Origin of the sequence: Intrasporangium sp., assembly GCF_036566125.1 — a bacterium.
Lineage (GTDB): Bacteria > Actinomycetota > Actinomycetes > Actinomycetales > Dermatophilaceae > Intrasporangium.
The window spans coordinates 1-2,215 of sequence record NZ_DATCWX010000359.1 but is presented as its reverse complement, the minus strand read 5'-3'; the positions used below and the strand labels follow the sequence as shown (position 1 = coordinate 2,215).

The window sequence follows — 2,215 nt, the reverse complement described above, 5'->3', positions numbered from 1 at the left end:
CCGCCGTACCGTCCTCGCTGGGAACCGGTGGCATCCCGGTCGCGCCCGGCAGCTGCGCCGCCCGCTCCGCAATGACGGCGCGGTCGCTCTCGGTCAGGGGGTCGGAGTCACGGCTGAAGAGGACGACCGCCGAGGAGTCGTCCGAACGGGGCAGCCGCTCACGAAGCTCCACCGCCGCGGCGCTGTCCGATCCAACCGCCAAGGTGGCCGTCGGCGACGGACTGCGCTCGGCGTCGCCCACGACCCCGATGATGGCTCCAGACGCCAGGAGGGCGATGGTGGCGAAGAGGCCGGCCCACCAGCGTGCAGTGAGACGATCGGCAAGGCGAGACATGGGTCCTCCAGTACGATCAAAGAAGTCGGTAAGGATCTTACTAAGTTGGTTAGTGAAATGGGAAACAGCCCATCGACAGCGATGCAGCAGGCGGTACCCGCTTGGCGCCCGGCCCGCACGCTCGAGGTGCTCCAGGAGCTGATCGATGTCGCGGAGGCGCTCCCTGAGGTGGTGGCCCGGCGGGCCGGCATGTCGATCACGGAGCTGCATGCGCTCAGGCACCTGTCTGCCGAGCCGATAGGGCCGGTCGAGCTCGCCCGCCGGCTCCGGGTGACCTCCGCCGCCTCATCCGGAGTCGTCGACCGCCTCGTTGCCCATGGTCACGCGGAGCGGCGCGCGCACCCCGACGACGGTCGCCGGACCGTCGTCGTTGTCACCGACTCCGGACGCGCCGAGGTCATTGGCTGGCTGCGGCCGATGTTCCAGTCCCTGGCCGCCCTCGACCAGTCGCTGAGCGACACGGACCGAGAGGTCGTCGAGCGATACCTCACGGGAGCGGTGGACGCGATGCGAGAGCTCCTGTAGGCGACCTCTAGGCGGCGCGTCCCAGGGTGACGCGCCACGGGGTGGCGGGACGGCCGAGCAGTCGCTCGAGGTCCGTTGCGTCCCCGCTGAGCCCGTCGCGGTCGTAACCGCGGAACATCGCCAGCAGGTCCTCGCGCGCCTGCTCCGACATTGCAGACCCGGGCCCGGCCGCCCACTCCTCCAAGGAGATCCGCGACACGTCGACGGGATGACCGAGCACCTCGCTCGCGATCCTCGCCTGCTCCCGGACACTCAGCGACTCGGGTCCGCACAGCTCGTAGGTGGCGCCGGCATGGCCCGCCCCGGTGAGAATCAGCGCGGCGACCTCGGCCACATCGTCGAGGTCGACATTGGTGAATGGCGCGTCGATCGAGTACGGCACCGCCATTCGCCCCACGAGCGCCGCGTCAAGGAGATTCTGGCCGTATGCCGCTGGGCGCAGCACCGTCGCCGTGCTGAGTCGAGTGCGGATGACCTTCTCGGCCTCCGCCTTTCGCACGTGGTGCGGCATCGACGCATCTTCCGGGTGCAGCACGGAGTGGAAGACGAAGCGGGAAACGCCTGCAGCGCGAGCGGACTCGACGACGCGGGTCGCAATCCCCACCTCGTCGGGATGGAAGTTCGGAGCGAGGTGGTAGACCGCGTCGACGCCGACCATGGCCTCGCCCAGACCCAGCCCCGTCGTGAGCTCCACCGTGACTGGGGAAGCGAGCTCAGCGGCATACGGCATCCCTTGCGAGCCGGGACGAACGGCAGCGCGCACGCGGACTCCCCGAGCGAGCAGGGCGCGCGTCACGGCGCGACCGGTCTTGCCGGCCGCGCCGATGACGAGGACCCCAGTCACCCGGTCATACCCAGTCGACCTCCGCGGCCCCGGCGCCCGCTGCCAGACGGGCATAGCCCGGTCCGCGGTCGAAGAACGGCTGCGGCTGCGCATCACGCTCGGCCCGAAGCGACGCGCGCAGAGCGTCCGAGGCCTCCACATCGATGGCCGGCTCGTCCTTGGTGCCCGTGGCAACGACGCCGTAGTCCGAGCGTGCCCCCTCGAAGGACACCTTGCCCCAGCGCAGGTCACGCTCGACCTCGTCGTACGGTCGCTCGAGCGGATCGCCCCAGCCACCACCGCCGGTCGTGCGGATCCGGATGACCTGACCGGCCAGCACCGGCTCGGCGTTCGCCAGCGCGTCGACGACCCTCTCGGTGGGGCCGCCGACGTCGATCGTCACCTCGAAGGCCCGCCCGGCGCGTCCGCCCTTGACGCCCCAGCACGCCAGGATCGACCGGTCGGCGATCGACATGAAGTTCGCGTCGCGCAGCATCCGGAGGTGCTTCTCGTAGCCCAGCCCACCGCGATAG

At 70.4% G+C, this 2,215-nt stretch carries 3 protein-coding genes and 1 pseudogene; 1 reads left to right on the top strand and 3 read right to left on the bottom strand.

Going from position 1 to position 2,215, the window contains the following annotated elements:
• Window positions 1-334, bottom strand: a pseudogene (locus tag VIR15_RS21140) (MMPL family transporter); the annotation flags it as partial.
• Window positions 335-391: 57 nt separating this feature from the next.
• Between VIR15_RS21140 and VIR15_RS21135 the strand changes: the two are divergent.
• Window positions 392-859, top strand: coding sequence for a MarR family winged helix-turn-helix transcriptional regulator (locus VIR15_RS21135; RefSeq protein WP_331931476.1), 468 nt, complete (start codon window positions 392-394; stop codon window positions 857-859).
• 7 nt (window positions 860-866) lie between these two features.
• Here VIR15_RS21135 and VIR15_RS21130 read toward each other — a convergent pair whose 3' ends face one another.
• Both VIR15_RS21130 and VIR15_RS21125 read right to left on the bottom strand, forming a co-directional pair.
• Window positions 867-1,703 carry an NmrA family NAD(P)-binding protein gene (locus VIR15_RS21130; RefSeq protein ID WP_331931474.1) on the bottom strand — a complete coding sequence of 279 codons (837 nt, stop codon included), beginning with the start codon at window positions 1,701-1,703 and terminating at the stop codon, window positions 867-869.
• 4 nt (window positions 1,704-1,707) lie between these two features.
• On the bottom strand, window positions 1,708-2,215 hold a 508-nt coding region (locus VIR15_RS21125), incomplete at its 5' end, for a hydantoinase B/oxoprolinase family protein (RefSeq protein WP_331931472.1).